General features: G+C 76.2%; 21 protein-coding genes. 16 read left to right on the forward strand and 5 right to left on the reverse strand.

All coding sequences use genetic code 11. The features are described from left to right. The 4 genes from AB0I72_RS16275 (at nt 1) to AB0I72_RS16290 (ending at nt 5,127) form a co-directional block, all read left to right on the forward strand. Nucleotides 1-1,242 (forward strand): allantoate amidohydrolase, encoded by a 1,242-nt coding sequence (locus tag AB0I72_RS16275; RefSeq protein WP_358568572.1) that lies wholly within the window; start codon nt 1-3, stop codon nt 1,240-1,242. Beyond that, a complete protein-coding gene (locus AB0I72_RS16280) occupies nt 1,239-2,621 on the forward strand; it encodes a formimidoylglutamate deiminase (RefSeq protein ID WP_358568575.1) in 1,383 nt (460 codons plus the stop codon). Before AB0I72_RS16275 ends, AB0I72_RS16280 begins: the two co-directional genes overlap by 4 nt. Then, the gene (gene hutI / locus AB0I72_RS16285) at nt 2,618-3,823 is read left to right on the forward strand and encodes an imidazolonepropionase (protein ID WP_358568578.1); all 1,206 of its coding nucleotides are present in this window, start codon (nt 2,618-2,620) and stop codon (nt 3,821-3,823) included. The genes AB0I72_RS16280 and hutI overlap by 4 nt, the downstream gene beginning before the upstream one ends. Before the next feature lie 209 nt (nt 3,824-4,032). Beyond that, the gene (locus AB0I72_RS16290; protein WP_358568581.1) at nt 4,033-5,127 is read left to right on the forward strand and encodes a GNAT family N-acetyltransferase; all 1,095 of its coding nucleotides are present in this window, start codon (nt 4,033-4,035) and stop codon (nt 5,125-5,127) included. A 136-nt stretch (nt 5,128-5,263) separates the two neighbouring features. Here AB0I72_RS16290 and AB0I72_RS16295 read toward each other — a convergent pair whose 3' ends face one another. Beyond that, the gene (locus tag AB0I72_RS16295) at nt 5,264-5,545 is read right to left on the reverse strand and encodes a hypothetical protein (protein ID WP_358568584.1); all 282 of its coding nucleotides are present in this window, start codon (nt 5,543-5,545) and stop codon (nt 5,264-5,266) included. A 609-nt stretch (nt 5,546-6,154) separates the two neighbouring features. Here AB0I72_RS16295 and AB0I72_RS16300 point away from each other — a divergent pair. Beyond that, complete coding sequence (locus AB0I72_RS16300; RefSeq protein WP_358569227.1) at nt 6,155-6,466, forward strand: DUF485 domain-containing protein; 312 nt, start codon at nt 6,155-6,157, stop codon at nt 6,464-6,466. Then, the gene (locus tag AB0I72_RS16305) at nt 6,466-8,250 is read left to right on the forward strand and encodes a cation acetate symporter (RefSeq protein WP_358568587.1); all 1,785 of its coding nucleotides are present in this window, start codon (nt 6,466-6,468) and stop codon (nt 8,248-8,250) included. The genes AB0I72_RS16300 and AB0I72_RS16305 overlap by 1 nt, the downstream gene beginning before the upstream one ends. Before the next feature lie 41 nt (nt 8,251-8,291). Here AB0I72_RS16305 and AB0I72_RS16310 read toward each other — a convergent pair whose 3' ends face one another. After that, nucleotides 8,292-9,212 carry a class I SAM-dependent methyltransferase gene (locus tag AB0I72_RS16310; protein WP_358568590.1) on the reverse strand — a complete coding sequence of 307 codons (921 nt, stop codon included), beginning with the start codon at nt 9,210-9,212 and terminating at the stop codon, nt 8,292-8,294. Nucleotides 9,213-9,512: 300 nt separating this feature from the next. Here AB0I72_RS16310 and AB0I72_RS16315 point away from each other — a divergent pair, with 300 nt between their 5' ends. After that, complete coding sequence (locus AB0I72_RS16315) at nt 9,513-10,907, forward strand: YcaO-like family protein (protein WP_358568592.1); 1,395 nt, start codon at nt 9,513-9,515, stop codon at nt 10,905-10,907. 129 nt (nt 10,908-11,036) lie between these two features. Here AB0I72_RS16315 and AB0I72_RS16320 read toward each other — a convergent pair whose 3' ends face one another. Then, nucleotides 11,037-12,032, reverse strand: a complete 996-nt coding sequence (locus tag AB0I72_RS16320; RefSeq protein ID WP_358568595.1) for a hypothetical protein — start codon at nt 12,030-12,032, stop codon at nt 11,037-11,039. Between the two features lie 126 nt (nt 12,033-12,158). Here AB0I72_RS16320 and AB0I72_RS16325 point away from each other — a divergent pair, with 126 nt between their 5' ends. Next, nucleotides 12,159-12,689, forward strand: coding sequence for a DUF1697 domain-containing protein (locus AB0I72_RS16325; protein ID WP_358568598.1), 531 nt, complete (start codon nt 12,159-12,161; stop codon nt 12,687-12,689). Between the two features lie 91 nt (nt 12,690-12,780). After that, entirely contained in the window at nt 12,781-13,734 is a 954-nt protein-coding gene (cas6, locus tag AB0I72_RS16330) for a CRISPR system precrRNA processing endoribonuclease RAMP protein Cas6 (RefSeq protein ID WP_358568601.1), read from the forward strand. 54 nt (nt 13,735-13,788) lie between these two features. On the opposite strand, the gene AB0I72_RS16335 is transcribed toward cas6, so the two are convergent. Further along, nucleotides 13,789-13,956, reverse strand: a complete 168-nt coding sequence (locus AB0I72_RS16335; protein WP_358568604.1) for a hypothetical protein — start codon at nt 13,954-13,956, stop codon at nt 13,789-13,791. Nucleotides 13,957-14,267: 311 nt separating this feature from the next. On the opposite strand from AB0I72_RS16335, the gene AB0I72_RS16340 reads away from it, so the two are divergent. The 6 genes from AB0I72_RS16340 to AB0I72_RS16365 all read left to right on the forward strand — a co-directional run bounded on the left by AB0I72_RS16340 (nt 14,268) and on the right by AB0I72_RS16365 (nt 23,307). After that, complete coding sequence (locus AB0I72_RS16340) at nt 14,268-16,046, forward strand: hypothetical protein (protein WP_358569229.1); 1,779 nt, start codon at nt 14,268-14,270, stop codon at nt 16,044-16,046. Further along, entirely contained in the window at nt 16,043-16,804 is a 762-nt protein-coding gene (locus AB0I72_RS16345; protein WP_358568607.1) for a hypothetical protein, read from the forward strand. Before AB0I72_RS16340 ends, AB0I72_RS16345 begins: the two co-directional genes overlap by 4 nt. Then, nucleotides 16,801-18,600, forward strand: a complete 1,800-nt coding sequence (locus AB0I72_RS16350; protein WP_358568609.1) for a hypothetical protein — start codon at nt 16,801-16,803, stop codon at nt 18,598-18,600. Before AB0I72_RS16345 ends, AB0I72_RS16350 begins: the two co-directional genes overlap by 4 nt. Continuing rightward, nucleotides 18,597-20,324, forward strand: a complete 1,728-nt coding sequence (locus AB0I72_RS16355; protein WP_358568612.1) for an RAMP superfamily CRISPR-associated protein — start codon at nt 18,597-18,599, stop codon at nt 20,322-20,324. The genes AB0I72_RS16350 and AB0I72_RS16355 overlap by 4 nt, the downstream gene beginning before the upstream one ends. Further along, complete coding sequence (locus AB0I72_RS16360) at nt 20,321-21,049, forward strand: hypothetical protein (protein ID WP_358568614.1); 729 nt, start codon at nt 20,321-20,323, stop codon at nt 21,047-21,049. Before AB0I72_RS16355 ends, AB0I72_RS16360 begins: the two co-directional genes overlap by 4 nt. Before the next feature lie 113 nt (nt 21,050-21,162). Further along, nucleotides 21,163-23,307, forward strand: coding sequence for a TIGR03986 family CRISPR-associated RAMP protein (locus AB0I72_RS16365; protein WP_358569232.1), 2,145 nt, complete (start codon nt 21,163-21,165; stop codon nt 23,305-23,307). 16 nt (nt 23,308-23,323) lie between these two features. Here the strand turns inward: AB0I72_RS16365 and AB0I72_RS16370 are convergent, their stop codons facing one another. Next, nucleotides 23,324-24,469 carry a hypothetical protein gene (locus tag AB0I72_RS16370; RefSeq protein ID WP_358568617.1) on the reverse strand — a complete coding sequence of 382 codons (1,146 nt, stop codon included), beginning with the start codon at nt 24,467-24,469 and terminating at the stop codon, nt 23,324-23,326. A gap of 362 nt (nt 24,470-24,831) precedes the next feature. On the opposite strand from AB0I72_RS16370, the gene AB0I72_RS16375 reads away from it, so the two are divergent. Then, complete coding sequence (locus AB0I72_RS16375; protein ID WP_358568620.1) at nt 24,832-25,203, forward strand: hypothetical protein; 372 nt, start codon at nt 24,832-24,834, stop codon at nt 25,201-25,203. Nucleotides 25,204-25,210: the final 7 nt, after the last annotated feature.

The following is a 25,210-nucleotide window of genomic DNA, read 5'->3' on the forward strand; positions in this document are numbered from 1 at the left end:
GTGTCCCTCGACCGTCTGTGGGCCGACCTGGCCCCGGTCGGGCGCGACGCCGACGACGGCGGCGGCTACCACCGGTACACCTGGGCGGGCGCCGACACCGACGCCCGCGCCTGGTTCACGGGGGAGGCCGCCGCACGCGGACTCGACGTGCGCACCGACCGCAACGGCAACCTGTGGGCCTGGTGGGGCACGCCCGGCCCCGGCGCGGTCGCCACCGGCTCCCACCTGGACTCGGTGCCGAACGGCGGCGCCTTCGACGGCCCGCTCGGCGTGGCCAGCGCCCTGGCCGCCGTCGACGAGCTGCGCGCCCGCGGCGTGCGCCCCGACCGCCCGCTCGCCCTGGTGGTGTTCGTGGAGGAGGAGGGCGGCCGGTTCGGCGTCCCCTGCCTGGGCAGCCGACTGACCACCGGGGAGATCGCGCCCGAGCGCGCCCGCGGGCTGACCGACGCCGCCGGGGTCACCTGGGCCGAGGCGATGGCCCGCGCCGGACACGACCCCGACGGGATCGGCCCGGATCCGGACGCGCTCGCCCTGCTGGACGTGTTCGTCGAGCTGCACGTGGAGCAGGGCCGCGCCCTGGAGGACACCGACCACCCGGTGGGCGTGGCCAGCGCGATCTGGCCGCACGGCCGGTGGCGGATGGACTTCACCGGCCGCGCGGACCACGCCGGGACCACCCGTCTGGCCGACCGCAACGACCCCATGCTGCCCTTCGCGCACGCCGTCCTGGCCGCCCGCGCCCTGGCCGAGGAGCACGACGCGCGCGCCACGGTGGCCAAGTCGCTGATCGTCCCGAACGGCACCAACGCCATCCCGTCCCTGGTCAACGCCTGGCTGGACGCCCGCGCCGACTCCGAGGCCGCGCTCACGGCCGTGGTCGAGGGCGTGCGCGCCCGGGCCGAGGCCGCCGCGCGCGAGCACGGCGTCGGGTACGCGATGACCGCCGAGTCGACCACCCCGCTGGTGTCGTTCACGCACGGGCTGCGCGACCGTCTGGCCGCCGTCGTCGGCACCCGGGCCCCCGACCCCCGCGTGCCGGTTCTTCCCACCGGCGCCGGACACGACGCCGGGGTGCTCGCCGCCCACGTGCCCACCGCGATGCTGTACGTGCGCAACCCCACCGGAGTCTCGCACTCGCCCGAGGAGTGGGCGCGCCCCGACGACTGCCACGCCGGGGTGCTCGCCCTGGCCGACGTGCTCCAGGACCTGCTCGCGCGACCCGTGGGGGAGGTGGCGCCGTGACCGCGCCCGCGACCGGCCGCTACTGGTGCGCGTGGGCCTGGCTCGGCGGCGACGCCCCGACCCGCGGCGTGCTGCTGGAGGTGGCCGGCGGACGGTTCGCCTCCGTCGTGGAGGCCGCCGCGCCGCCCGAGGGCGCCGAGGTCCTGTCCGGCCTCACCCTGCCCGGTCTGGCCAACGCCCACTCGCACGCCTTCCACCGGGCCCTGCGCGGCCGCACCCACGCGGGCGGCGGCTCGTTCTGGACCTGGCGCGAGGGCATGTACCGCGTCGCCGAACGCCTGGACCCGGACTCCTACCTGCGCCTGGCGCGGGCGGTGTACGCGGAGATGGCCCTGGCCGGGGTGACGTGCGTCGGCGAGTTCCACTACCTGCACCACGCCCCGGGCGGCGCGCGCTACGCCGACCCGAACGCGATGGGCCACGCCCTGGTCGAGGCGGCGGCGCAGGCCGGGGTGCGGATCACGCTGCTCGACGTGTGCTACCTGTCTGGGGGGCTGGACGAGCACGGGTCGCACCTGCCGCTCACCGGCCCCCAGCGCCGGTTCGGCGACGGCGACGTGACCGGGTGGGCCGAGCGCGTCGCCGCCTTCACCCCGCGGGGGGAGCACGCCAGGGTCGGCGCGGCGGCGCACTCGGTGCGCGCGGTCCCCGCCGAGGACCTGCCCGGCGTGGCCGCCTTCGCCGACGGACGCCGGATGCCCCTGCACGTCCACGTGTCGGAGCAACCCGCGGAGAACGCCGCCTGCCTGGCCGCGCACGGACGCACCCCCACCCGGGTGCTCGCCGACGCCGGCGCCCTGTCCGAACGCACCACGCTCGTGCACGCCACCCACCTGACCGACGCCGACGTGGCGGCGGTCCGCGGCGCGGGGGCGACCGTGTGCCTGTGCCCGACGACCGAGCGGGACCTGGCCGACGGTCTGCCCCGCACCGGCGACCTCGCCCCGGACCGGCTCAGTCTGGGCACCGACCAGCACGCGTGGACGGACCTGTTCGCCGAGGCGCGCGGCGTCGAACTGCACGAGCGCCTGCGCACCCACCGGCGCGGCACCCTGGGCAGCGGGGCGCTGCTGCACGCGGCCTCGGCGCACGGCCACCGCTCGCTCGGCTGGTCGGGCGACCCGGAGCGGGGCGGGGCCGACGCCGGTGAACTGCGTGCGGGGGCCAGGGCCGACCTGGTCAACGTCTCCCTGGACGGGGTCCGGCTCGCCGGAGCCGACCCCGCCCGCGCCACGGACGCGGTGGTCTTCGCCGCGACCGCCGCCGACGTGCGCCACGTGATGGCCGACGGGCGCTGGACCGTCCGCGACGGCGCGCACACCCGTGTGCCCGACGCCGCACACGACCTCGACACGGTGATCAAGGAGCTCCACTCATGACCGACACGCCCCGCGCGGTCCTCGTCGACGCCATCGCCACCCTGGTCACCAACGATCCCGAGCTCGGGCGCGGGCCGGTCGGCGAGATCCCCGACGCCGCCCTGGTGATCGAGGACGGGCGCGTGGCCTGGGTCGGACCGCGCGACCGGGCCCCCGAGGCCGACGCCCGGGTCGACGCCGCCGGGCGCTGCGTCCTGCCGGGCTTCGTCGACAGCCACTCGCACATCGTGTTCGCGGGCGACCGCAGCCGCGAGTTCGCCGCGCGCATGAGCGGGACACCGTACTCGGCGGGCGGCATCCGCACGACCGTCGCCGCCACCCGGGCCGCCAGCGACGCCGAACTCCTGGCCAACGCCCGCCGCCTGGTCCGCGAGGCCCACGCGCAGGGCACCACCACCCTGGAGGTCAAGTCCGGGTACGGGCTCACCGTCGCGGACGAGGAGCGCGCCCTGGCCGTGGCCGCCCGGGTGACCGACGAGGTCACCTTCCTCGGCGCGCACGTGGTCGCCCCCGAGTACGCCGACGACCCGCAGGGCTACGTGGACCTGGTGACGGGGCCGATGCTGGAGGCGTGCGCGCCGCACGCGCGGTGGGTGGACGTGTTCTGCGAGCGCGGCGCCTTCGACGAGGAGGCCTCGCGCCGGGTGCTCACCGCCGGTGTCGCGCGCGGTCTGCTGCCCCGGGTGCACGGCAACCAGCTCGGGGAGGGGCCGGGCGTGCGGCTCGCGGTCGAGACGCACGCGGCCTCCGTCGACCACTGCACGTACCTCACCGCCGAGGACGTCGACGCCCTCGCCCAGGCGGCCCGGCGGCCCGAACCGACCGTGGCCACACTGCTGCCGGGCGTCGACTTCTCCACCCGCCAGCCCTACCCGGACGCGCGGGCGCTCATCGACGCCGGAGCGCTGGTCGCCCTGGCCAGCGACTGCAACCCGGGGTCGTGCTTCACCTCCAGCCTGGCCTTCTGCGTCGCCGTCGCCGTCCGCGACATGGGTATGACGCCGGACGAGGCGGTGTGGGCGGCGACCGCGGGCGGCGCCCGGGCCCTGCGCCGCACGGACGTGGGCCACCTGGCCCCGGGGGCGCGCGCCGACCTCACCCTCCTGGAGGCGCCCAACCACCTGTACCTGGCCTACCGGCCGGGGGTTCCGCAGGTCGCGGCGGTGTGGAAGGACGGCGAGCTGGTCGCCGGGCGCCCCTGACCGGCCACGATCCGCTCCGGCACGGCGCCGTCCGTCCTTCGATGACGCCGTATCACGCGGTCCGGCGTGATCGCCGACGGAACTCAACGGTCGCCTAACGTCCCCGAAACGTGCGTCGCCCACCGTGGACACCACGTCGGTGCGCGTCCCGTCGTCGCGGTCCAGAGTCGTGCCGCGGCGACGGGAGCAACCACTCCCTGGAGGACACTGTGGGCCTGTGGCGGATCAGGACGGCGGTCGAGGACCGACCCGGCGGTCTCGCGGAGGTCGTCGGCGCCCTCGCGCGACACGGAGGCAACATCGTCGGCCTGTCCCTGCACACCGACGTGGCGGGCGTGGTCGACGAGTTCGTCGTGGACGTGCCGGGCGATCAGGCGCGGGCGGTGCGCGCGGTCGCGGAGCTCAGTCCGTCCGGTGCGGTGACGGCCGTCCCCGCCCACAGGCGCGAGGTCGGGGACGACGTCACCCGGGCGCTGCTGCTGACCGCGCGGCTGCGGACCCATCCCAACCGGCTGCCCGAGGCGTTGGCGGAACTGCTGTTGGCCGACGACGCCCGGTGGACCAACCTCACCCGGGCGGACGCGGTCGCGGACGCCGACACGGGTACGGCCATGCTGGTCCCGGTCGGGCCCCTGCGCGGGGTGCTGGTCCGCCGCGCCTCCCACCCGTTCACCTGGACCGAGTCGAGCCGGGCGGACGCCCTGGTCCGTTCGGTGATGCCGTCGACCGGACCGGTGCCCACCGACCGGATCGTGCGCACCGGCGAGGGCGTGGCGCTGTCCCTGCGCCAGGTGCGCGACACCGACGCTCCCTCCCTGAGCGACCTGCACCGCCGCTGTTCGGAGGAGACGGTGCGCAACCGGTACTTCACGGGCATGAGCGAGCTGAGCCCGCGGATGCTGCGCGTGTTCTGCGACCCCGAACGGGGGCTGACCCTGGCGGTGCGCCCGCGCGGGCGGGAGGAGCCGGTGGCGCTGGGGCACCTGATGTACACGCTCGACCCGGGGGTGGGCGAGATCGCCTTCCTGGTGGAGGACGCCTGGCAGGGGCGCGGCGTGGGAACCGCCGTGGCCCGGGCGCTGACGGTCGTGGCCGCCGACTGGGGCCTGGCCGAGGTGCGGGCGGAGACCAGCTTGGCCAACACGGGGATGCTGAGGATCATGCGGCGCCTGGGCGCGTCGGTGCGGCCCCAGGGCGGCACGTACGTGCACGCCCGCCTGCCGGTCGCCGAGGCGGTGCAGGCGGGCGTGGGCGGTGAGGCGCGCCGCGGCGGTCAGGTGGCGCGGTTGATGGGCCAGGCCTGAGCCGCGACGAGACGCGGGGGTCGGCGGTCACTGGGGGTGTCGCTGATCCCCGTTCGTCGGTGCGGTGGCGGGCGACGGGTGGGTGCCCGCCCCGCCGCGAAGCGGCCCCCGGGCGGTGGCGGGCGACGGGTGGGCCCTACTCCTCGTCGGCTCCACTGTCCGCGGCGGCGTCGGCGGAGCCGTTGTCGGCGGGGGCCGAGGCGGGCGTCTTCTTGGGAGCGCGGCGCTTCTTCACCGGGCGGGAGTAGTCGACGAGGGGCTCGTAGCGGGACTCGTGCTCCTTGGCGCACTCGTCACAGGCGTCGACCTCACGGACGGCGCCCTCCCAGGCGAACTGGATGACCTCAGTCGCCTCGACCTTCTCCTCGCGGACGGCGTGGGGATCGCAGTACTTGCGCGTGAAGACCTCGGTGACCACGGCGGGGATTTCCCTTCGGTATCGCGTGAATAGTCCGGACCCCGTAATCATACACGTGTACGAACACGGAAAGCCGAGGTTTGTCGGATTCCGTGATGGGTTCGGGGTCGCCCCGAAGCCTAGCGAAGACCGGACACCGTCCGCGCCCGCGCGCGGCGCGTCGGCGCTGGAAGGGCGGGGCGTGTCGGCGCCGCGCGGTCGGGGCGGGGCTTCCGGTCGTGGTTTGGTGTGGACTGGTGGATTCCACGGCACTTCGTCCGGTTCGTGTGATCGGTGTGTGGAATGCGCGTCAACCGATTTGTGCGTTTGGTGAACACGGCGGCGTTCTTCTGGCTATCGTAATTCCCACTTCACGACACGCTGGCGCGCACGCGCGGCGGTGGAGGAGGAATCGGTGTCGTTCCCTCATGGCGCACGCCGGTGACGGCGGATTCCGTGGGGGAGCGGATTCCGTGGGAGAAACGCAGGGGGAGGGCTGTGGTCGAGTACATGGAGGGCGCCTCCGGAAGGCGTGTCGACGGACGGAGGGAACCGTTCCGTCCACGGGGTCCCAGGTCGGCGGCGGCGCGCAGGCGCGCACGGGCCGACGTGGCGCGCACGTGCGAACGGATGTCGGTGGACCCGGGTTTCGTGAAACTACGAAGGAGATTCGCACTCCAGGCGGTTGTCCTGGTGTCCGGATTCCTCCTCAGTTACCTCACCTATCTGCTGTTCGCCGCCTACGCCAGGGAATTCATGGCGAAGCCGGTGTTCGCGCCGGTCAACGTCGCCCTCGTGATGGGAATCGGCCAGTTCCTGGTGGTGTTCGCGCTCTCCTGGGCCTTCGGCCGTTTCTCGGACCGCGCGATCGATCCGCTGGCCGACCGGATCCGCGAGCGGGTCCGTGAGGAGGAGACCGTGAGCGGGAGGGTGATCCGGTGATGACCGCCTCGTCCGATCTCGTCCGGGGGTCCGCGGACGGTGCCGCCGCGGGGGACGGCACCGCCCACACGGACCCCGCCACCGGCCTCGCCGGCGTCCTCGGCGGCCAGTTCGGCGCCGCGCACGCCTGGACGCTCGTCCTGTGCGCCGTGTTCGTCCTCGTCACGTTGGCGATCACCGTCCGGGCGCGCCGGACCACGCGCGGCGCGGTCGACTTCTACGCCGGGGGCCGCGCCTTCTCCAGCACCCAGAACGGCCTGGCGCTGACCGGGGACTACCTGTCGGCCGCCTCCTTCCTGGGCATCGCCGGGATGATCGCCCTCAAGGGCTACGACGGCTTCCTGTACTCCATCGGCTTCCTCGTGGCCTGGCTGCTGGTGCTGCCGATGGCCCAGCTGATGCGCAACACCGGCCGCTTCACCATGGCCGACCTGCCCGCGTTCCGCATGCGCCGGATGCGGGTACGCCTGGCGTGCACCGTCTCCACCGTCACCGTGTGCGTGTTCTACCTGGTCGCGCAGATGGTCGGGGCGGGCGCGCTGGTGGCGGTCCTGCTCGGCCTGCACGAGGGCGGCACGTTCCTGGGCGTCGGCGCCGGCCAGGCCCGGTCGGGGGCGATCGTGCTCGTGGGCGTGCTGATGATCGTCTACGTCATGTACGGGGGGATGAAGGCCGCCACCTGGCTGCAGATCATCAAGGCGGTCGTGCTGCTGGGCGCCACCGGGGTGCTCACCGTCCTGGTCATGGCGCAGTTCTCCTTCGACCCCCGCGCCCTGCTGACGGAGGCGGCCCAGGCCAGCGGGCACGGCCAGGCCTTCCTCGAACCGGGGCTGCGCTGGGGGGTGGAGGTGCCCGGCGACCCGGTGCGGACGATGTTCAACAAGCTCGACCTCATCAGCCTGGGGCTGGCGCTGGTCCTGGGCACGGTCGCCCTGCCGCACATCCTCATCCGCTTCTACACCGTGCGGGACGGCCGCGCGGCCCGCACCTCGGTCAACCGCGCGATCGTCATGGTGGGGGCGTTCTACCTGATGACCCTGGCGCTGGGTTTCGGCGCGGCCGCACTGGTGGGGTCCGAACGCATCCTGGGGCTGGACCCGTCGGGCAACAGCGCGGTGCCGATGCTCGCCGAGGAGCTGGGACGGCTGACGGCCGGGCCGGTGGGGGCGGCGGTGCTGCTCGCGCTGATCTCGGCGGTGGCGCTGGCCACGATCCTGGCGGTGATCGCCAGCCTGACCCTGGCCTCGTCGTCCTCCATCGCGCACGACCTGTTCGGGCACATCCTCATGTGGGGGCGGCCGCGCGAGTCGCAGGAGGTGGGGGTGGCCCGCTTCTCGGCGTGCGCGATCGGCGGGCTGGCCGTCGTGCTGGCGATCCGGGCGCAGGAGCTCAACGTGGCCTTCCTCGTCGGGTTGGCGTTCGCCATCGCGGCCGCCGCCAACCTCCCCGTCATCGTGCTCACCCTGTTCTGGCGGCGGTTCAACACCCGGGGCGTGGAGTGGGGCATCTACGGCGGGCTCTCGTGCACGATGCTGCTCATGCTGTTCTCCCCGGTGATGTCGGGCAAGACGCACCCGGTCACCGGGGAGAACCTGTCGCTGCTGCCCGCCTGGATCGACATCCAGCTCATCCCGATGGAGAACCCGGCGCTGTTCGCGGTGCCGGTCGGGTTCCTGTGCGCGGTGGTCGGCAGCCTGCTCTCGGACGAGCGCGACACCTCGCGCTACACCGAGCTGCGGGTCCGCTCGCTCACCGGCTGGGGCACCGAGACCTCCTCCTCCTGAGGGTGGAGCCGGGGTGGGGCGGGCGCGAGGGGCCCGCGCGGTCACGCACGCCGGGCGACGACGAGGGTGACCGCGCGGCCGGGCGCGGGGACGGTCGTCACGCCCCGGTACCCGGCCGCGGTGAGCCGCCGCTCCACCTCCTCCGGCGGCCACGCGGCGACCCCGGAGCGGGTCATGCGCCACCGCAGTACGGCCTCGCGGGTGCCGCCGTCGCCGTTCGGGCCCGCGGCCGTCGCGCTGACCAGCCACGCCCCCGGGCGCAGGGCGGCGTGGACGCGGGGCAGCGCCGCGCCGGCCGCGTCGGGGGAGAGCACGGACAGCGGCAGCCACACCAGGTCGAAGACGTCGGTCGCGGGGAGGTCGGCGACGTCGAGCAGGCGCAGGTCGACGCGGTCGCGCACCCCGCGCTCGGCCAGGTGCTCCTCGGCCAGCCGCAGCGCGCGCGGATCGGTGTCGAGGCCGACGGCGCGGGAGCCGGGCACCCGGTCCAGGACGGTGGCCGCCACCGCGCCGATGCCCGTGCCCACGTCCAGGACGCTGAGCCCCTCCGCCCGCAGCACCGGGGCGAACCCGGGGACGCTCGCGGCTAGCAGGTCCAGGAACGACCCCACGCGCGCGCCCGAGGCCACCCCCTCGGCCACGAACGCGGCGTCGTCCTCGGGCGGCGCCGGTCGGTCCTCGATCGCGTCCGCGGCCTGGCGCAGCTGACGGGCCACGCGGCGGGCGAAGGCCGACGGGTCGGACTGACGGGCCAGGGCCGCGCGGTGGGCCGGGAGCAGCCGCCAGCCGTCCGGGCCGTGCCCGGCCAGACCCGCGCGCGCCAGCAGCGCCCCGTGTTCGTCGGACAGCGCCGCGCCGTCGGGGCGCCCGTCGCCCGCCGCCGCGGCGAGCGCCGCCAGGATCCAGACACCGTCGGTGAGTTCCTCGACACGTCGTGCGAGGTCGGTCGGGGTGTTCGTCATGGCGCGAGTCTGTCACTCTCCGACACGTCCGCGCATCCGCCCAGGTCGGGCGAGGTGTATTCGGAAAACGTGAAAGCCGACATCGGACAATGGCAGGAATTCCTGTCCGGCAGGTGGTGACAAAGGCTTTGACGGTGGGATAGGAAGGCCTGAGCACGGAGCTGATTCGTGCTCGGTAAACCACCGCGAGAGAGGAATCGCCATGGCTTGCGCGGGATATGACTGGGCCGCTCCCCTGGAGCCCACCGAGGACATCACGATGGCCGTCGAGGAACTCGACGAGGACACCGCGGAATAGCGGTGCCGCGTTCCGCGTGGATCCCCGCGGCCGGGCGGGAGGGCGCGTCCCGTCCCCTGCCCGGCCGCGGGGCCGTTGACCGGGCCGGTTCGCCCGAGCGCGAGCTGTCCCTGGAGGAGGCCGAGGACCGGGTCGGAGCGGACACCCGCGCCCTGGGCTGGCGGGCGCGGTACCGGGTGCTCGACGACCGGGACCCGACGGCCGTGCAGTGCGGGCTGTGGCGCGCCGACGGCACCGAGGTCCCCTTCGGTCTGGGCGCGGGCAAGGGGGCGGGCTCCGCCGCGAGGGTCGGCGCCCGGTTCGAGGCCCTGGAACACGCCTTCACCGGCCCCACCGTGCTCGACTCCCTTCCTCTGCGGCTGGTCGAGGCCGCCGACCTGCGCGGGGGACCGTTCGCGACCGACCGCGCCGTGCGCGACGTGGCGGGCCAGGACGGCGCCCGGGTGGCGTGCGTGCGCTACGCGGCGCTCGACGGCGGCCCCGACGCGGACGTCCCCGTGTACCTGTGGGCGCCCTGGTACCCGGTGTCGGACGCCGCGACGACCGCCCTGCGGCACGGCCTGGGCGACACCGCCGACTACCGCGCCGCGCTTTCCCACAGCGTCAACTCCGGGTGCGCGATCGGCGCCACCCGGGACGAGGCGCTGCTGCACGCGCTCAACGAGTGGGTCGAGCGCGACGCGTTCTCCCTGTTCCTCCTGCGGTCGGTCTACGACCGCGGCCCCATGCCCGCCACGGTGCCGGACGCGGCGCTGCCCGGGCGGCTGCGCGACCAGCTGGACCGTGCCCGTGCTCTGGTCGGCGGGCCGGTCGTCCTGCTCGATCTCACCACCGACCTGGGCGTTCCCGTGGTCATGGCGTACGCGCCCGCCTCGGGCGGCCCGGCGGCCGCGCACCGGTACGGGCTCGGCGCGTCGCTGTGGGGCGAGCTGGCCGCCGAGCGCGCGGTGACCGAGTTCGTGCAGGGCGAGCTGCTCGCCCGGGTGGTGGCCGAGCAGTCGGCGTCGGGGGACGTCTCGGCGCCGTTCGCCCGCCTGGTCGCCGACCACGACACCGGACCGGCCGTGCGCGCCCGGCTCTCGGGCCATCCCCGGCTGCTGGCCTGCGCGATGCTCGACTTCGCCGACCGGCTCGACGCGGCGCCCGCGGGCGCGCTCGCCTCCGACGCCGTGCCGCCCGGGACCGGCGTCGCCGCGCAGCGGGAGGCCGTGGTGGCGCGGATCGCCGGGGCGGGGCACCGGGTGGTGGCGCACACGCTCGCGGAACTGGCGCACGGGACGACCGTCGTCCAGGTCCAGTGCCCCGGGCTGGAGCGGTTCCACCTGGTCACCCAGGGCCACCTGGCGCTGCCCGGGGCGCGCGGCCGTCGCCGCCGCGGGAGGGGCGGAACGCGGTGAACGCCGTGTTTTCCGGTACCGTGATCAAAGGTTGAATCACGGTGTGACGCGCGTGTCGCTCTCCGTTCTCCGGGAAATTCCGGAGGTCCGATAAGCCATGGGAAAGGGAGCGGGAAATGGCGGTGCCCGTCAGGTCTGGGGGCGTGCCTCGGCCATTGCCCTGGCCACGTCGTGGAGAAAGTCCGGAATCCGCCGCGCCTGGTGCGCGACGCGGTCCCAGGAGCGCACAGCGCGGTCCCAGCGCTCACGCGGTCCCACGACCCCGGTCCCGCGCCCCCGGCGCGCCCGTCTCTCCTCCCCGCGGAAGGACCCGCGGATCGCCCAGACCAGCATCGCCACCAGCGGGCGCGCGATGAGGCCGCGCCCTCGCACGTCCAGCACCGCCGTCACGTCCCAGCGGCCGTCGGTGCGGGGCGCGGGGGAGAGCCAGGCGGTGACGTCGGCCAGCGCGTGGGTCGCCGACAGGCGGACGGGGGGTTCGGTCGTGCCCGCGTCCAGGGCGGCGTACCAGGCGCCGGTGTCGACGGTGAGCGTGCCGTCGGCCGTGCGCCAGCCGGGGAAGCGGCCGGGCAGCTGGATCCGCGTCGTCACGGTCAGGACGCCCGCCGCGTCGTGGGTCACCGTGCCCGACGTCACCGGGGTCTCGCCCGTGCCGACGCTGTCGGGCATGGCGTACTCCAGGGCGCACGTGCCCGCCTCGTCCCAGGAGGTGACGGTCAGCCCCGTGCTGCTCCACCCCTCCTCCTCGTAGCGCGGCTCCAGGGGCACGCCGTCGGCGGAGAGTTCGGCGACGAGGTAGTGGCTGCGGGGCGCGAGGTGCCGCCCGGTCTGGAGCTGGAGCGCGGTCGTGGTCGCCCGTTCCGCCGCCGTCCGGACCCGCCCGCCCGCGCGTTCGGCCTCGGCGGTCCGTTCCCGATCGCGCCGCTCGGCCGCCTCGCGGTCGACGAGCCCGAGCTCCTCGGCGCGCCTGGTCAGCCGCGCGAGCGTGGGCTCGTCGGGGGTGAGCAGCCAGCCCCGGCCGTCGAACCGGCACGAGCGGGTGACCTCGTGCGCCGCGGCGACCGTCCGCGCGACCGCGTCCCGGTCCACGGCGGCGACGTCGAAGGCGTGGGTCAGACGAGGCAAGGCGGCTCCGGATCACGTGCGTTCGGTGCGCTGGTCGGCGCGCTGGTCGGGACCAGCGTACGCGGACGCCCGCGCCCGGCCGAGCGAGGGATCGGGGAATGTCGGCGGCCGCGCCACAATGGGGACATGACGAGGTACGTCGCGCTGCTGCGCGGGATCAACCTGGGCACGCGCCGCCGTGTCGCCATGGCCGACCTGCGGACGCTGGTCACCGGGCTGGGCTACACCGACGTGGCCACCCACCTCCAGAGCGGCAACGTCGTGCTGACCGCGCCCGGGGCCGACGCCGACGACGTGGCGGCGCGCGTCCACGACGCCATCCGCCGCGAACTCGGCCTGGACGTCCCGACCGTCGTGCGCGCGGCCGACCGGCTGCGCGCCGCCGTCGACGCCAACCCCCTGGACGTCCCCGACCCGGCCCGCTTCCTCGTCCTGTTCTGCTCCGGCGGCCTGGACGTCGACGCCCTGCGCGGGCTCGACCTGTCCCACCTGCCCGACGAACGGCTCGCCGTGACCGCGACCGAGGCCTACACCGATCACCGCGAGGGCCTGCGCAAGGCCAGGGTCCCCGACATCGTCGCCCGGCACGCCGACGGCGTCCTCACCGGGCGCAACTGGCGCACCGTCCTGCGGCTGCTGGAGATGGTCGAGGGCTGACCGGCGCCCGCCCCCGGCGACTGTCCGAGAGATGTCCTCGGTGAACCGAGGACGGCGCGGACCCGTCGCCGTCACGACCACGTGAGAAGGGGTGGTGCCGGTGCCGACACGCTGGACCGTGATCCTGCGTGACCTGGCGGACACCGCGCGGCCGATCCGGCCCGAGGACTGTCACGGACTGCTCAACCACTGGTGGCCGCAGCCCCCGGACGAGCACGCCGCCGCCAAGCGGTGGTCGATGAACGGCTGGCCCGCGCCGCTCGGCGACCGGCTGCACCACTGGACGATCACCTGGCTGGACGACGCCGTCCCGCCCCCGGTCGACCCGCGGGACCTGGTCGGACAGCCGCAGCGGATCGGGGACCACCTGCTCGAACCGCTGTCGGTCACCCGCACCTTCGACGTCTCCTACACCCGCGTGCTCACGGCCTCGCGCGGCCCGTCGGCGGTCCGGTCGGCGGAGATCCGCAGCCGCACGCCCATCGTCATGACCACGCGCGACGCCACCGGCGAACGCATTCCGCACGTGTGGCCCAACCCCCGACGGATCTTCGGCGCGGTGCACCGGTCCGGCGGCGGGATCGTCGGCGGCAGCGGGGCCGTCGGCGCGGTCGCCCGGTTCGCCCCGCGCGACCTGGCCGAACCCTGGCTGGAGCTGGTGTTCGGCGGTCTGGCGCAGGTGCGGCGCGTCCCCCTTCCCGGAGAGGACGTGCGCCTGGCCGAGCACCACCACGCCGACAACCGCAGCGTCCTGGGGTGGGAGGGCGGCCTGCGGCTGGACCTGGTCGGCGGTGAACGCCGCCACGCCGACGCCTTCGCCGCCCTGTTGGAGCTGGTCGAGCTGTCGGGCGTGGGCAAGTACACCGCCCAGGGGTTCGGCGCCGTCCGCGTGGACACGGTGACCAGCGCGGGGCCGTCGCACCGGGTCCCCGTACCCCGTTCCCGCGGGCGGGCGGACCGGGGCGGGCGCCGCGCGCCCCAGCGGGTGGACGGCACGCGCCCCCGGGTCGCCGCGGAGGAGTTCAGCGGGACGCTCTTCGACTGATCCGGGACCGACGGCTCCCACCCCGTGGACGGGGGCGGGAGCCGTCGCCCGCTCTCAGGACGGTGGCGTGTGGCCCCGGTCCTCCCGTCGCTCCCGCAGCGCCCGCGCCAGACCGCGCAGGTGGGGGACCAGGTCCTGTGCGGTCAGCGGCGCCGGGACGGTGGGCCCCGGGGCCGTGGACGGGCCGGGGAGCGCCGCGGGTTCCGGTAGGTGCCGGGTCATGGTGGAGACCTCTCCGTGAGGGAAGGGGGAACGCGCATCCAGCTCTCTCGGACACTGTCCCGGGGCACTGACCGGAACGGGACAATCCTGGAGGTCACGGTGTCGGGCGGGTGGCGCACCTGGTATCGGTGGTGGTCGTGGCCATACCGGCAGCGTCCGAGAGAGGTCACCAGGACGCCCGCACGTCCGGACCCGAGCCCTGCCCGCCCAGAGGGAGATCTCCCACGGTGACACGTCGCGACCCCCGACCGACCCCGACAGCGGGGTCGCTCCGCCGCCGGGAGGAGGCGGGAGCCCCGCCGGTCAGCGGTGTGGTGGTCGGCGTCGATCTGCGCGGGATCCAGGCGTTCGTCTTCGGCGGTCGGCGCATCCTCGACGCGGTGGGCCGGGCGGCCCTGGTCGCGGAGGCGACCGACACCGCCGACGCCCGCCACGGCGTCGCCGACCTGCTGCCGCCCGACCACGTGGTCCTGCGCGACGCGGGCGGCGCCCTCACCGTCGTCCTGCCCGACCTGCCCACCGCACGGGAGTTCACCGGCCGCTACACCCGGCGGCTGCGCGACCTGGCCGGGCGGCTCACCCCCGTGGTCGCCCTGGTCCCCTACGGCCGCGTCGGGGGCCAGACCGGGGCCGGGACGGTCGTCGCGGGCGTGGACGAGGCCCTGGCGGTCCTGCCCTCGCGGTTGCGCGACGCCCGGCGGCGCATGTCGGCGCTGCACACCCCCGCCCACGGGTACGGCGTCACCGCGGTGTGCGCGGTCACCGGAGGGCCCGCCGAGGTCGTGGACAGCAGCCGGGCCCAGGACGACGCGGGCGTCCACGAGCGGGTGGCGGCCGACGTGGCCCGGGCGCGCGGTGTGGGCCGCCGCTGGCACCGCGCCCACAGCACCGCGTGGCTGGACGGGGCGGTCACCGCCACCGGGGAGCCCGAGCTCGCGCTCCCCATGGAGGTCGACCGGCTCGGCCGCGACCACGGCGACGTCAGCCGCCTGGCCGTCGTGCACGTGGACGTCAACGGCCTCGGCGTCATCCTCGGCGACTACCGCGACCGCGTCGCCGACCCCGCCGTTCCCGGATCGGGCGCCCTGGCCCAGCGGCGGCTGTCCACCCGCATCGCGGGCCTCACCGAGGGGCTGGCCCGCGCCCTGGTCCGCGCGGTCGCCGCCACGGTCCGCGCCGACCCCGGCCGCCGCCCGCACATCCCCGGCGTGGGCGCGGCGGGCCCGGTCTCCCTCTTCCACACGCCGACCGGGCCGGTCCGACTGCCGCTGCGCCCCATCGTCGTGGCGGGGGACGACCTGACCGTCCTGTGCGACGCCCGGCTGGCGCTGAGCCTGACCCGGTACGCCCTGGACTGGCTGGACGCCGACCCCGAACGGATCGCCGACCCCCGCGACCCCCGGGTGGCACTGCACCGGGCGCTCGCCGAGGCCCGCGGCGGCGCGTCCGACGGCGGCCGCGCGGTCACCGGGCTGGACGGGGGCGTCCACTCCACCCACGTGCCGACCGTCGGCGCGGGCATCGCGGTCCAGCCCGTAGGCGCGCCCCTGTCCCTGGGGTACGACCTGTGCGAGGCGATGTGCCGCCGCGCCAAACAGCACCGCGTCGACCGCGCCGCGATCGACCCCACGGCCCCCGACGACCACGTCGTCGCCTGGACCACCCGCTTCGACGGGGTGGAGCGCGTCCTGCGCGGACTCGACCGGGCCCGTCAGGCCCCGAGCCCGCGCACCGCCCTGCCCCTGACCGGCACCGGGTTCGCCCGCTTCCTGGACCGCTACCTGTCCGGCGGCGCGCCCGGCAGCCTGCTCGCCGACGGCGACACCCGCCACCGGGGCTGGCTGGTGTCCGCGCTCGTCCCGCTCCTGGAGACGGGCGCCGACCCCGGCCCCGAACTCGACCGCCGCGCCAGGGTGACCGGCGCCCCCGTCGCACTGCCCGCGGACTGGACCCCCGGGGCTCTGCTGGACGCCGTCGAGGTCATGGACCTGCACCTGGACCCCGGCCTGGCCGAGGCCCTCCCGCCGCACCTGCCCCAACCCCCCGACCGCGCGGGCGCGGTCCCGGCGGCGAAGGGCCCGTTCCGGTGAGCCGCCCCGACCGCATCGCCGTGCACCTGGCCTCACCCGCCCTGTTCGTCGGCGCGAGCGCCGACGGGACCGGGGCCGACACCGACGTGGTCACCGACGACCGGGGTCTGCCCTACCTGCCCCGCCACCGCCTGGCCGCGCGCCTGCGCGCCGGGGCGGCGAGCGCGCTGACCGTCGCCCCGCACCTGTCCCGCGCCGCCGACGACCTCCTGGGCCGCGACCGCTCCCACGGCGCCGACCGCATGCTGCGCGTGGGCCACGCCGTCCTCGGCGACGACGTGCGCGCCGCCGTGGCCCGCGCGCTGGCCGGGCGGGAGGAACCGCTGCGCACGACACTGCGCCGGGCGGTCACCGACGCCTACACCGCCCTGGAGTCGGGGGTCGAGGTCGGCCCCGACGGCGCCCCCGAACCCGGGCGGCTGCGCACTCACCGCGTCCTGCTGCCCGGGCTGACCCTCACCGCCGCGCTGACCTGGGCCGCGCCCGCCGACGAGGAGCACTGGCGGATCCTCGCCCGCGCCTGCCTGGCCACCACCCAGATCGGATCGAGGGGCACCCGGGGCCGCGGTCGCGTCGACGTCCGTCTGGTCGGCCCGGGACCGGAGGACCCGCACACCACCACACTGCGACTGGCCGCCCCACCCGCCCCGGGGAATCCGCCGACCCCGGGGATGCCGCCCGCCCCACCCGCCCCGGCGGCCCCGCTCGCCCGGGGAACCTCGACCGGCTCAGCGACCCGCGCGAGGGAGGTCCGGTGACCCCCGCCCTCCAGACCGCCTACCTGCCGTTGCGCTACGTCCTCACCGACACCCTGGTCGTGCGCACCTCCTTCGACCCCCTGAGCGTCGACTCCGCGCACGTCATCAGCGGGCGCGCCCAGCGCGGCATGCTCGCCGCCGCCCTGCGCGGCGCCGGACGCCTCGACGACCTCGACGCCTGGGTGGCGCGCGGCGAGGCGCTGCGCTTCGCCCCCGCCCACCCCCGCCTGGAGCCCGACGGCGACCCGGCCGCGGCCCACCTGTCCCGCGCGGCCGCCGCCCTGCCGCCGCCCGCCCACCTGTACACCCCGGGCAAGGACGGCGACACCACCGTCGACGTGTTCGGCCCCACCGACCCCGCCACCCCCTACCGCGCGGTCCGCGACCCGCTGACCCCGGACCGGTCGCTGCGCGCCCGCGTCCGCACGACCGCCGAGCAGTACCTCGGCCGGTCCCGCGTCGGCGCCAACCCCCAGGGCGTTCCCTTCCTCACCACCGCGCTCGACCCCGGACAGGTCTTCGAGGCCCGCTGGCAGTTGCGCGCCCCCGACCCCGCCGCCCTGCGCGCCCTGGCCGAACGGGTGGTCGCCGCCCTCGCCGAGGCCGAGGGCGCCCTCACCCTGGGGTCGGGCGGCACCCGGGCGCACGGCGGGGTCCGCGTCGCGCCCGTCGACCCCGACCGCCTGCTCTCGCCCGACCGCGTCGACCCCGTCCACCCCGACCGCTGCTGGCCCGCCGGAGCCCCGGTCGACCTCCTGCTGCTCTCACCCGCCCTCGTGGTGGACGAGCACGGCCAGCACCGGCCCCACGCGCTCGTCCCCGCCGTCCTCGACCTGCTGGCCCGGCGCCTGCCCGACACCCGCGCCGAGGTCCTGGCCAGCCACGTCGAGGCCGAGACCGTCGGCGCCTACCACCGCGGCTACCAGGGGCCGATGGCGGAGCGCTGGGCGGCCCGGCCCGGCGCCGTCGTCCGGCTCCGCCTCGACCGGGACCTGACCACCGACCGGGCCCGCCTGCTGGAGGCGCACCCGCTGGGGGAGCGGGTGGTCGACGGCCACGGGCAGTTCACGCTCACGTCCCCGCCGCCGCCCGTCCCCGAACCGCTCGCCCCGGTGGCCGAACCCCTCGCGGGCGGGGACCGGACCACGCTGTCCACGCCCCCGGACCCCGACGCCGACGCCCAGCTGCGCTCCCTGTACGACGACCTGCTCTGGAACGCGGCCGCCCCGCCGGTCCGCGACCACGCCCGCGCGCTGGCGCGGGGTTCGGCGCACCTGCTCACCCCGCTGACCCCCAGCCTGGTGGGCCGTCTGCGCGAGGTCGTGCTCCATCCCCACCACACCCCCGAGGACGCCCTGGCGGCCCTGCACCGCACCGTCACGGGCGACCCCTGCGCCGACACCGACCCCTCCGGAGCGCGCAGGGTGCTGCACGACCGGGCGGTGCGCGCCCTGGAGCGCGCCCGCCTGGCGCGGCCCGGTCGACCCGGAACCGTCACCGTGCGCGCCTGGCTGGAGGACCTGGCCGAGGGCGCCGCCGTGTGGTGGGCGGACAACCGGCCCGACCCCCGGCACAGCCCCGCCTACGCCGAGGCCGTCGCCGCCGTCGACCTGACCCTGACCGACGGCCGGCCACCGCGTGCCCACCCCAGCGGCCTGTCCGCGCACGCCCTGGCCTGGGAACGCCGGGGGGCGGCGCGCCTGTGCCTGGTCCTGGTCTCGTCCTGGCTGGCCGAGACCGCGCGCGTCCTGCGCCCGACCGCCGACGGCGGCCCGCCCCGGGGAGGCCGCAGGTGAGCCCCGCCCTGGTCTGGGAGGTCGCCGCGCGTCTGTGCCTGCTGTCCGACACCCACGTCGGCGCCGCCCAGGCCGCTGCCCGCCACGCCGCCGAGAGCGACGCCGACCCGCGCCTGGACCGCGACCCGCGCACGGGGGCGCCCCGGCTGCGCGCCACCACCCTGGCCGGGCTGCTGCGCCACGAGCTGGCCGAGCGGACCGGCGACTCCGACCGCGTGCGCACGCTCCTCGGTTCCTCCGCGCCCCGGACCGAGACCGGCCAGGGGGTGCCGCCCGTCCCCAGCGCGCTGGACCTCGACGACGCCCGGGCCGTCCTCCCCGAGGGGACGACGGTCGCGGTGCGCGCGGGGACGCGCGTGGACCCGGCCACCGGGGCCGTCCGGCCCGGACGGACGTGGCAGTGGGAGATCCTGCCCGCCGGGACCGTCTTCACCGCGCACCTGCGCCTGCGCGTCCCCACCCCCGCCGACGAGGCCGGGCTCCTGGCGCTGCTCGTGCTCGCCACCGGAGGGCTCGACGGTCTGGGGGCGGGCGCGCACGTGGGCGGTCGCACGGGGAGGGGGTACGGAGCCGTGCGGGCCACGCGCTGGACCGCCCGAAGGTATGACCTGACCGACGAGCACGGGTGGTTCGCCCACCACGCCCGGACCTGGGCCGAGCGCTGGTCGGAGGGTGCCACCGCCCCCGGGGACCCGGAGGACCTGGGGGTCTCGGAGACTGGGGAGGACCCGGTGACCGGCGCGGACGCGGCCGATCGCGCCGCGCCGGGGGAGGGCGCCGGCCTGCTCGCCGCTCTGCGGGGTGAGCTGGCCGCCCACGGACACGGGGCGACCGCCGCCGAACTGGCCGCCCTCGCCGCCGTCACCGACCGCCGCCACCGCGCCGAACTCCACCTGACCCTGGCCGTCGGCGAACGCCGTGAGGCGCCCGTGCGCACCCCGGGAACGGGTGTGCCCCGTGGGAGCGGGGGGTCACCAGCCGGACCGCTACCCGACCCGCGACCCGGGCTGATCATGATCGGGGACGCGCCGCCCAGCGACCGGATCGGTGCGGTCGACCGCGCCCACCGCCACCGCCCGGTCGGCGCCGCCACCGACCCCACCGACGTCCGCCTCGCCCCCGTCCTCGGCGACACCGCCCTGTTCTCCCTGTTCAAACGGATCGCCGCCCGTCTGGTGCGTGACACCGCCGAACACCTGGGCGGCCCGCCCTCCCACTGGCGGCGCTGGCACGCCCACTGGTGGGGCGCCGACACCGCACGGGGCGCGCCCCGTCCCTCCCGCGTGCGCCTGCGCGCCACCCCCGTCCTGACCGGCGGCGCGCCGCTGACCACCACCCGTCTGACCGTGGACGCCCTCTTCGGCGACGCGGTCGACGGCCGCCTGTTCACCACCGACCTGCACTGCGGCGGCACCGCCGAGGCCGTCCTCGACGTGCGCGAACCCGACGACGCCGTCCTCGGCCTGCTCACCCTCCTGGTCCGGGAACTGGCCACGGTCCCCTTCGAGACCCTCGGCGCGGGCGCGGGCAGCGGCAACGGGCGCCTCACCGCCACGGGCGCCGCCGTGACCGTCCACCCCGGCGACGGCGGACCCGCGCGCACGGTCGACCTCACCGCCGCCGTGTTCGCACCCGCCAGTCCCGAGGCGGCCACCGCCCGACGCTGGCTGGCCGCCCTGCATGCCCGTCTGGCCCCCGCCGACCCGCCCGGAGGTGACCGGTGACCCACCACCCCCCACGCCCCGCGGGCCTGGCGGTCCGTCGGCTGACCCCGGAGGAGATCGACGACGTCCTCACCGACGTGTTCGACCGCGGATCGCGCTGCCGCCTCCTGGACGCCCCGGACCAGCCCCAGTGGCTGCTCGCCGAACTCGGCGACACGCGTGTCACCGGCTCCTGCCCCCGCGACCGCTGGTTCCGCTCCGACGCGCTTCCCGGCGCCGACCCGACCACGCCGCCCCTGGACCCCGCCGCCGACCGCTGGCGGATCCTGGACGCCCTGGTCTTCTCCCCCTCGGCCCAGATCCGCCTCGGCGAACGGGCCGAGGCGGGGTGGATCAGCGCCGACGACCCCGCCCCGGTCCCCGACTGGCTCCGCCCGCGCGACCGCTCCTTCCTCCTCCAGGGCTGGAACGGGCCCGCGCACAGCCGTACCGTCGACACCCGGGCGCCCCTGTCGGTGACGCGCGAGCCCGGTGGCGCCACGGCCGTCCTGCCGGTCGCGTGGGCCGACTTCGCCGGGCACACCCGCCCCGCCCCGGGCGGGCGCACGGCGCTGACCAGCCGGGGCACCTGGCTGACCGTCCGCGAGTACTGGGCCGCCGACCCCGCCACCGGCGCGGTCGGGGTCGCCTTCCACCGTCTCACCGGCCTGTCCACCGGGGCCAAACCGACCGGACCGGAGATCGACGTCGGCACCGGCGACGAGATCCGATGGGCGGGGGACTGATGCGGCGGCCGCGCGGGTCCCCACCGTGCGGCGGTGACGACCAGGACGGCGATCCCCCGGCCCGGTACCACGCCACGGCGCCCTACGGCCTGGTGCGCCTGGCCGACACCCCGATGCCCGCCGCCGACCTGCACGGGGGATGGCGCACCGACGACCTCCTGCGCAGCCACGACCGCACGGTCGAGGGCACCCATTCGGGCTGGATCGAGCTGACCCTCACCACGCTCACGCCCACCTTCGTCGGACAGATCCTCGACCGGGGCGCGGTCAACGTCTCCACCCGCTTCCCCCACGGCGACGCCAGTCTGCCGGCCATCCCCGGCTCCACCCTGCGCGGCCTCGTCCGCAACACCGTGCGCATGCTCACCAGCGGCGAGACCGGTCCGGTCAACACCCCGATGCTGTTCTTCCGCGCGCCCGTACGGATCGACCCCGACAGCGCCGACAGCGCGCTGTCCACCCGCGCCCGCCAGGTCATGGCCCACCAGCACGCCCACTACCGCAAGCGCCGCGCGGGCCTGCGCACCAAGCAGGGGTTCCTCCTCCACGACGCCGACGAGGACCGGTGGTACGTCGTCGAGGTTCCGGCCACCCCGTTGACCGGCGAGGCCGGGCAGGCGCTGCGGGTGTCCTTCGACGTCCTCCGTGAGAGCCTGCGGACCTGGGACTTCGGGGTCGCGGACTTCCCCGACCCGCCGCGCGCGGGCGGCTACGTCCCCACCGCGCACGACCAGCACGGCCGCCTGCAGTTCCGCTGGGTGCACGCGGTCCACCTGCCCGGGGAGAGGCGGATCTGCGCCGTGGCCCCCACCGAACCCGAGGCCCGGAGCTACCTCGACGCCCGCGCCCCCCGCGCCCCGGGGCGCGGGCGCGGCGGGATCGTCCCCTGCCTGACCGTCCTGACCGGGGTCGCCGCCGGAGAGCGCCGCAACGCCTACCTCTTTCCCCGGCCGCCCGACCCGCGCTCCGGGCGCTCCCCGGTCCCCGACGCCATGGTGGAGCTGTTCGAGTCGGCCGAGCAGATCACCGGCTACCAGCGCGTCGCCTTCCCCGACGGCCTCGGCGTGGACACCGCCGAGCCCCGCCGCCCGCCGGTGGCCGGGGCCAGCGGCGGCGGACTGCCCCGCGACGGGCTCGAACCGGTCTGGTTCGACGTCGACCTGTCCGGCGACGTCGTCTCCTTCGGCCGGTCGGGCGGCTACCGGATCGCCGTCAGCGACGACAACCCCGTCCGCCGGGCCGTCCCCGCCGCGGTCCTGGGTCCCCAGCACGGCGACCCCGACCGGACGGGCCGGGCGGGCCGCCCGGTGGACGTGTGCCGCGCGATGTTCGGCGACACCGACACCTTCGCCGGGGAGGCGGCCGCGTCCAAGGGCCGGGTCTCGTTCGGGCACGCGCTCAGCGCCGATCCCGACCCCGACTACCCCGACGGCGCGGCCCTGCGCGTGCGCCTGCTCTCCCCGCAACGCGGCTGCTTCGCCAACTACCTCGTACAGGGGCCCGACGCGGCGGCCGGGGACCGGCCCGACATCGTCACCTGGTCCCACGAGGGGCGCGTCCGCCTGGGCGGCTACAAGACCTACCTGCACCGGCACCGCGCCGATCTGGGCCGCCCGGTGCGGTACGACGCCCGCGCCCAGGAGGAGTTGGGCGTCACGGTCCTGCCACCGGGGCACCGGGCCGAGCCGGTCCGCGACACCCAACGCGACGTCGTGCCCCTGCGCGACGGCCTCACCTTCCGCTCGCGCGTCGTCTTCACCAACCTCACCGACGGGGAACTGGGGGCGCTCCTGCGCGCGCTGCTCCTGGACAACCCGGTCGACGGAGGGGACCCCGCCGACCCGGCCCACGCGCACAAGATCGGCATGGGCAAGTCGCTGGGCATGGGCAGCGTGCACCTGCGGCCGGAGCTGTATGTGGTCGACCGCGGGGCGCGCGCGGTGTCGCTCGATCCGGCCGCCGGGGTCAGCCGTGCCACCGACGCGCGCGTCCAGGGGTTCCTGGACGCGTTCGGTTCCGCGCTGGTCGCGGGCAGGCTGTCCGGTGAGCCCCGTCCGGAGCGCTGGCGCGAGGTCGACCAGGCCGTGGACGTGTGCCTGGCCAGCCGGTGGCGCGACCGCCTGCCGTGGGACCGCACGGCCGTGATGTCACTGCGGGAGTTCGCCGAGTACCCGGTTCTGCCGCCGTTGACCGTCCGGTTCGCCGACGCGGACCGGGAGCGCGGCCGGTCTCCGGACGGTCCCGGACGCGACGGATGAGCGGTCTGTACCGGGTTCACCGCTCGATCGCCTCGGCCAACGCCTCCAGCAGGTCGGCGCGCAGGTCGGGGTCGTCCTGGGCGGCGGACCAGCGCTCGGGCACGTCCGCCCCCTCCTCCAACAGTCGGCGCAGCAGACCGTCCAGGGCGCCCCGCGGATCGGCGTCGAAGCGCGCGCGGTCGGCCTGGGCGCGGTCGGCCAGCTCCCGGCCGGTCTCCTCCAACCAGGACCGTTCCGTCGGCGAGAGCACCTCGCGGCGGCCGGTGGTGTCCTCCTCGACGGCGGGGGAGTCGGGCACGGGGGCGTAGGGGGCGCTGCGCGCGCGGCCGCGGGCCTGCTGGACGAGGCGGAAGTGCGCGGGCATGTCGACCGCCATGCGCCCCAGCACCCCTGTCAGGCGGCGGGCGACGTCCTCGCCGCTCACCCCCGGCAGGACCTCGCGCAGGTGCAGCCGACGCCGCTGGTCGGGAGTGCGGCCCTGGTCGGCGTCGCGTCCGGCGGCCAGTTCGGCGAGCTTGCGCAGCAGGTAGTCGCCGGTCGCGGTGGAGACCATCGGCGGCTCCTTGGCCTCGGTGACCGGGCGGCCGTGCAGGTCCGAGACGGGCACGGCGCTGCCGTCCTCGGTGAAGGAGACGGTCTCGCCCGGGTGGATGTCCTCGGGCAGGTCGGCGGCCGGGTTGCCCCATCCGGCGGTCAGCACCAGCAGGGCCAGCGCCTCCTGGTCGACCACGTCGGCGGCCACCCTGGCGACGTCGCGCCGCTGGGCCCAGCGGCGGGGGCGCTCGGAGAAGGCGCACCGGGTCCGCCCGCCCGCCACCGGCTGCGGGTACACGCGGCGCAGGTTCTTGTACGACCGGTCGCGGCGCACGTCGTCCAAGGCGTCGCGCAGCCGGTGGGCGGCGGTGCGGTCGACGCCGGACGCCGTGGGCGCGGCCCGTGCCATGCGCACGGCGATGACACTGGTCGGGTCGCCGCCGTGGACCGGGCACGGGCAGTGCTCGGCGCACAGGTCGACATAGTCACAGAACTGCTCGGAGTGACCCGCGCAGCCCTGAGCGGTTCCGTCCGCGGAGCAGGGCCCGCACCCCAGCACACGCGTGAACGCGCGCAGGAAGGCGGCGGAGCCGAACAGCTCCCAGGCGGAGCAGTGGTGCGTGCTCACGAACTCTTCTCCCCGGGGTTCCGGGGCCGGGTCGCTCTCCCAGCCCTCCGGGAAAGCGTGTGTGAGAGTCGGTGAGACCGTGGCCGGACACCCCCGCGCGAACGGGAGGTCCGCCCCCAAAGTAGGGCGGTTCCGAACAGACTGTCAACGCCTGAACGTGGTTCCGCACCCGTATTCGTGTCGCCGAGAGCCACGAAACGGACACGTGTCACACCAGTCCCGCGATCGGGTCGCCGGGAGTGTCCCAGCAGGGCGGGCGGCTGTGTCCGAGAGACTTGCGATGACGGCCCCGGCCGGGGCCGACGCGGCCCGCCGCGACCCCGCGGAGGCCGTCGCGGAGCGAGAGGAACGGAGGTCGCCGGATGCCGGTGGTCAACCTGACGCCGCATGTGGTGACAGTCGTCGACGAGCGTTCGCGCGTGATCGAGAGCTGGCCCCGGGCGACCCACCCGGTACGCGTGGAGGCGGTGCGCGTACCGGTGCCGGAGGCCGACGGCGTGCCCGCCGGGGTGCCGCTCGTGGCGGAGCGGCGGACCCGCGCCGACCTCCCCGAACCTCAGGCGGGGGTGTGGTTCATCGTCTCCTCCGTCGTCGGCTCGGCCCACCCCGAGCGCCACGACCTGCTCGTCCCCTCCGACCTGGTCCGGGACGGGCACGGCGTGGTCACCGCCTGCCGGTCGTTCGTCATCAGCGGCAGGCCCGTGCCCGCGAGGCCGGAGCCCGCGGGCCGGTGAACCCGCC

This window comes from Nocardiopsis sp. NPDC049922 (assembly GCF_040660275.1).
GTDB lineage: Bacteria > Actinomycetota > Actinomycetes > Streptosporangiales > Streptosporangiaceae > Nocardiopsis.